The following is a 4,407-nucleotide window of genomic DNA, read 5'->3' as shown; positions in this document are numbered from 1 at the left end:
GGTCCGCGATGACCGCCGCAGTCCTCCTGGATAGCAGTAGCTTCACCGCATGTCCTGACCGCAACCCCGCGGTGGGTGCGGCTGAACCGGGCCGCGGTGGATCACCGTCGGTTCTGGGACGCGATGGACCGTCTCGGCGAGGGGCAGCTGCGCGGGATCGAGACCCGGCTTTCCCGCCGCATGGTCACCGACTTCGGGCTGGACCCGACCGGGCTGGCGCTGGACATGACCAAACTTCGCCACCTTCATCGACACCCCAGCGAAGCTAGTGCCGACCCGCAGTCAGCTCGCGGATACGCTCGGGGGTGGTGGCCTGTCGATATAGCTCTAATCGCTCTTTATTCCGGGCAGTAGCAGCCTTGTCTTCCGCGGTTAGATGCGACCCACCCAAACCTGGTTTATGCCAAAGGTGCCAGGCCGGGCCATCGACCCACCGGGTGGGGCCTGCGCACACCTCGAAGGCGATCTTCATCGCCACGTCGTCGTACCAGGCCCCCTCGAAGACCTCATCCCACTGGCCGATCGCGTCCAGCGTCTCGCGACTGACGACGTTGATGGCGCCGATGCTCTCACCGTTGTCCATGGTGGATTCCGGGATGCAGTCGCCGGGCTCGATGTCGTGCGCGCGGACCAGGCCGGAGTCTTCGGGTGTGAGGTAGCGGTACTGGATGAACGGCACCACCAGACCCGGGGCCGCTGCCGCCATCGCGACGGCCTGCCGTATCTGGCTGTAGGGCACCAGCATGTCGGCCTCTGCGAACACGACCACATCCGCATCTACGAACCAGGCGCCGCGGTTGTAGGCCTGCGACCTGTTGAACTGTGCGTCTCCCACCCGCCCGTCGTCGCTGAGCCAGACAGGCACATCGCAGCCGTCCCAATGCTCGATGACGCACCTCAGATTGGCCGGGCGCAGTGGGTCATTACCGCGGTCTCTGAAAGGGATGACGATGGCGACGTTCATGCGTCGAGATACTGCTGTCCGATTGCGGCGTAACGCTTCCGCCACAGTGACAACTGGGCATCGGTCAGATGGGCGTGCTGTGGGCCAAATGAAAGATGAGCGGTCAGAAACCCTTGAAAAATCAAGCGCGGCAGCATGTTCACCATGCCCTCATCGCCGATCTTGATTCTGGGGGTGAAGCTGCGGCCCGCGATATCCCCCGGCGATGGTGTCCCGACGCGGCGCGCGATTTTGCGGACCATACGCCAGTCATAGCCAATCGTGTTGATTGACAACCAGTCGCGGGTCTTGATGAGTTTAACTGGTTGGCCGACCATTTCGCGCCAGTGCTTGAACATGTAGGTGTGGCTCATCACGGCGTACTCACCGCTAAGGTGAACATCCAACAACGGCAAGGAAAGGGCTTCGAAGCCGCTCCACAACCCCGGCTCGGTGGGCGTGCATGCCCCGTTGTTGACGACTTTCGCGGTCACCACTGACGCGCGATTGCCGTTCACGGCGTCAACGAACTCCCCGAACCGGCCCGTTTCAATGAATACGACATCATCATCCACCTTCACGAATAGGTGATCCCGGTACTTGGGGTTGTGAGCGTAGTGACGATATACGGCATTCATCCCCAACCACGGGGCGATGCCAAAATAGTCATTCAAGACGGTGATGCGTTCACCCTCGATGGCTCGGAGGTAATGATTGTCGTCGTCATTACGCGACAGATTCCACACGTGATATTGGACATTGGGATGCTCAGTAATGATGCGCCTGACTAGCGGGAGCTGGAGTTCCATGTTCTGCTTGCGGCCGGCGAACACGAACAGAATGACGTTCATCTTCGAAATCCGAACTGCCCATTGCTGGAAACCGTGACCGCTGACAGTCCAGCCGATGCCGGTGCGGTCAGCGAACACACGCCAGGCGCGCTGCTCATGCACATCGGGCCCGGCGCCGTGGAATCCGTGCCACCATCTCGGCGATATCGATGCTGTAGTCCCTGGACCCGATCACGGCCTGGAGCCGACTCGCCGCGACGATGCCGGTGTTCACATCGACCCTGGTGTCCGAGTCGACAAGGGTCTCATAACTTTTCACCATGAACGTCTCGAAGAACGCAATGGGCGTGAGCGCGGTGGCCACACCCTCGACGAAGTCGACGGCGTTCTCCCGAGCCCGCCGTTCCAGGATGTCGCGGTAGGTGGCCTTGGCGACCTGGCATCGGCCTCCCACCGACGGGTCGAACCCTCAATGTCGGTGAACAAAAACGTCACCACCCCCGAAGGAGCAGCCGCCCGGTCAGCGGACACCCCCGCAGAATCTCACAACAGACACGCTCCTACCTGGCACTTCGCCGGAATCCGACCCAGGCGTGTCACCAAATCACACTCAACGGCAACGCGCAACGTCCCACGCCAGCACCCATGTCGTCGTCGAGCACGTATACCGACCGGTCGACGAGCCGGATCCCGTCGGCCACGGTGGTGATCCCGAGTGTGCCCACTGCCTCGGTGCCGGCTCCGATTATCGTCGGTGCGATCCCGACCACCAGGCGATCGACGAGGCCCGCACCGAGCATCGACGTGATCACCCGGGCGCCGCCCTCGACGAGGAGCGTCAGCGTGCCAGCCGCCCGCAGTCGGGCCAGGGCGGCAGGAAGGTCGACGCCGCGGGGGCTGGACGGGACGACGTGGACGCGCACCCCGCGCTCGTGCAGGGCGGTTCTGTGGCCGGCCGACGCGAGCGGTGTCGTGATCACCGTGGTGGGCGCGTCCGGGCCGAGGATCTGCGCCGTGGGCGGCAGCCGAAGCGTCGAGTCGAGCACGACCCGCTGGGGCGACGCTCCAGCGACGAGGCGGACGGTCAGGAGTGGGTCGTCCGTCATCACGGTGCCCACGCCGACGAGTACGGCATCGCACGCGGCCCGCAGCGCGTGCGAGATGCGGCGCTCGGCCTCGCCGCTGATCCATTTGGCATCGCCCGTGGACGTGGCGATGCGTCCGTCGAGCGTTTGAGCGAACTTGAGCACGACGTAGGGCCGGTCCTCAGCGGCCCGTACCTCACCGAGCAGAGCGCTCGCGTCGACGGCCGGCAGGGGACCGGATTCCCAGGGCGTCACCGCCAACCCGGTCGGCCCCACATGGTCCATCCTGCGCTCTTTGGTGCGGAGGTAGCCGAGGTTGCGGGCGTGCGGCGCGGTCGGCAGCGGCTCAACCGCCACCACGTCGATTCCCGCCCGCCGCATGCCATCGACCTTCCTCGGGTTGTTCGTCAGCAGCCGCACGGACCGCAGGTCGAGCGCCGACAACACGGCGGCCGCGTTGTCGTAGGTGCGCCCGTCGACCGGCAGGCCGAGGCGGAGGTTCGCGTCGAGCGTGTCATGGCCCTTGTCCTGCTCGACGTACGTCCGCAGCTTGTTGATCAAGCCGACGCCCCGGCCCTCGTGGCCGGTGGCGTACACGAGCACGCCGCAGTCCTCGGCCGCGATCCGGCGCATGGCCAGCCGCAGCTGCACGCCGCAGTCGCACCGCAGCGAGCCGAGCGCGTCACCGGTGAGGCACTCGGAGTGGAGGCGGACGAGAACACCGTCCTTGTGCTCCACGTTGCCGCGCACCATGGCCAGGTAGACGTGGTCGGTCGGGCTCTCGAAGGCCCGCACGTCGAATACACCCCACGGCGTGGGCATGGGGACACGCGCCACCTCAGTGAGCATGCAGCACTCGCGCGACGTGCCGTTTCGCCTGCTCACCAGCGGCCATAATCAGGAGATGATGCCTTCGTCCGCCGCCGCTGTCGAGTTCGCGGGCCCGCGTCAGGTCCGAGCCGCCGTCGCGCTGCCCGAGCCGGGGCCGGATGAGGTTGTTGTCACCACGCACTTCTCGGGAAACAGCGGCGGGAGGGAACTGCTCGCGTACCGCGGCGAGATCGATCCGGGGGTGCCGCTCGACGATCGCATCGAGTCGCTCGACGGGACGTTCACCTACCCGTTCCGATACGGCTATGCCTGTGTCGGGGAGGCCGACGGCCAGCCGGTGTTCGCGTTCCACCCACATCAGAACCAGTTCGTCGCCCGGCGTGACGGGTGCGACCGGGTGCGCCGAGTGGCCGCCGAGGTGTACCGCTGCTGCGGGCTGCTGATCGCGGCCAGCGAGTCGCTGCGCGAGGACCTCGTCGCCCCGCCTCACCGGCTGCCCGCCGACTGCATTCGGGTCATCGCGCCCGGGAGCGACGTGGCGGCCATGCCTACCGGCCCAGTACCCGACCTGCGCCACGGCCGCCGGGCCGCGGCCGTCAGCGTCGGCAACTGGATGGCCCGCAAGGGGGTGCTGGAGCTGCTCGGCGCACTGGGCCGCCTCCCCGTCGCACTCGACCGGCTGGCCAGCGACGATCCGTGGCGGGCCGCCGTGGTGCGGGCGGCGGGCCGCCGAGGCGCTGCGCTGCCGAGATGGAGC

General features: G+C 66.3%; 4 protein-coding genes and 2 pseudogenes. 2 read left to right on the top strand and 4 right to left on the bottom strand.

Translation table 11 applies throughout. The features are described 5' to 3' along the window. Window positions 1-57: 57 nt before the first annotated feature. A pseudogene (locus VFW69_RS23190) lies at window positions 58-256 on the top strand (IS1634 family transposase); the annotation flags it as partial. 9 nt (window positions 257-265) lie between these two features. Here VFW69_RS23190 and VFW69_RS23185 read toward each other — a convergent pair. From VFW69_RS23185 to ribA, 4 genes are all read right to left on the bottom strand, one after another. After that, the gene (locus VFW69_RS23185) at window positions 266-964 is read right to left on the bottom strand and encodes a glycosyltransferase family 2 protein (protein ID WP_526505022.1); all 699 of its coding nucleotides are present in this window, start codon (window positions 962-964) and stop codon (window positions 266-268) included. Further along, window positions 961-1,896, bottom strand: coding sequence for a hypothetical protein (locus tag VFW69_RS23180; RefSeq protein WP_526505020.1), 936 nt, complete (start codon window positions 1,894-1,896; stop codon window positions 961-963). Before VFW69_RS23180 ends, VFW69_RS23185 begins: the two co-directional genes overlap by 4 nt. Continuing rightward, the gene (locus VFW69_RS23175) at window positions 1,889-2,188 is read right to left on the bottom strand and encodes a hypothetical protein (protein WP_526505026.1); all 300 of its coding nucleotides are present in this window, start codon (window positions 2,186-2,188) and stop codon (window positions 1,889-1,891) included. The genes VFW69_RS23180 and VFW69_RS23175 overlap by 8 nt, the downstream gene beginning before the upstream one ends. 142 nt (window positions 2,189-2,330) lie before the next feature. After that, window positions 2,331-3,668: a GTP cyclohydrolase II RibA gene (gene ribA, locus VFW69_RS23170; RefSeq protein ID WP_526505024.1), complete on the bottom strand. Its 1,338-nt coding sequence runs from the start codon at window positions 3,666-3,668 to the stop codon at window positions 2,331-2,333. A 55-nt stretch (window positions 3,669-3,723) separates the two neighbouring features. Between ribA and VFW69_RS23165 the strand changes: the two are divergent. Next, a pseudogene (locus tag VFW69_RS23165) lies at window positions 3,724-4,407 on the top strand (hypothetical protein); the annotation flags it as partial.

It is taken from the genome of Mycobacterium sp. (assembly GCF_036273375.1).
Taxonomy (GTDB): domain Bacteria; phylum Actinomycetota; class Actinomycetes; order Mycobacteriales; family Mycobacteriaceae; genus Mycobacterium.
The sequence above is the reverse complement of the archived record's forward strand: the minus strand, read 5'-3'. Positions and strand labels throughout refer to the sequence as shown.

Coding starts and splice junctions, on each gene's coding strand:
- VFW69_RS23185 (WP_526505022.1), bottom strand. CDS start 964: ATGAACGTCGCCATCGTCATCCCTTTCAGAGACCGCGGTAATGACCCA.
- ribA (WP_526505024.1), bottom strand. CDS start 3,668: ATGCTCACTGAGGTGGCGCGTGTCCCCATGCCCACGCCGTGGGGTGTA.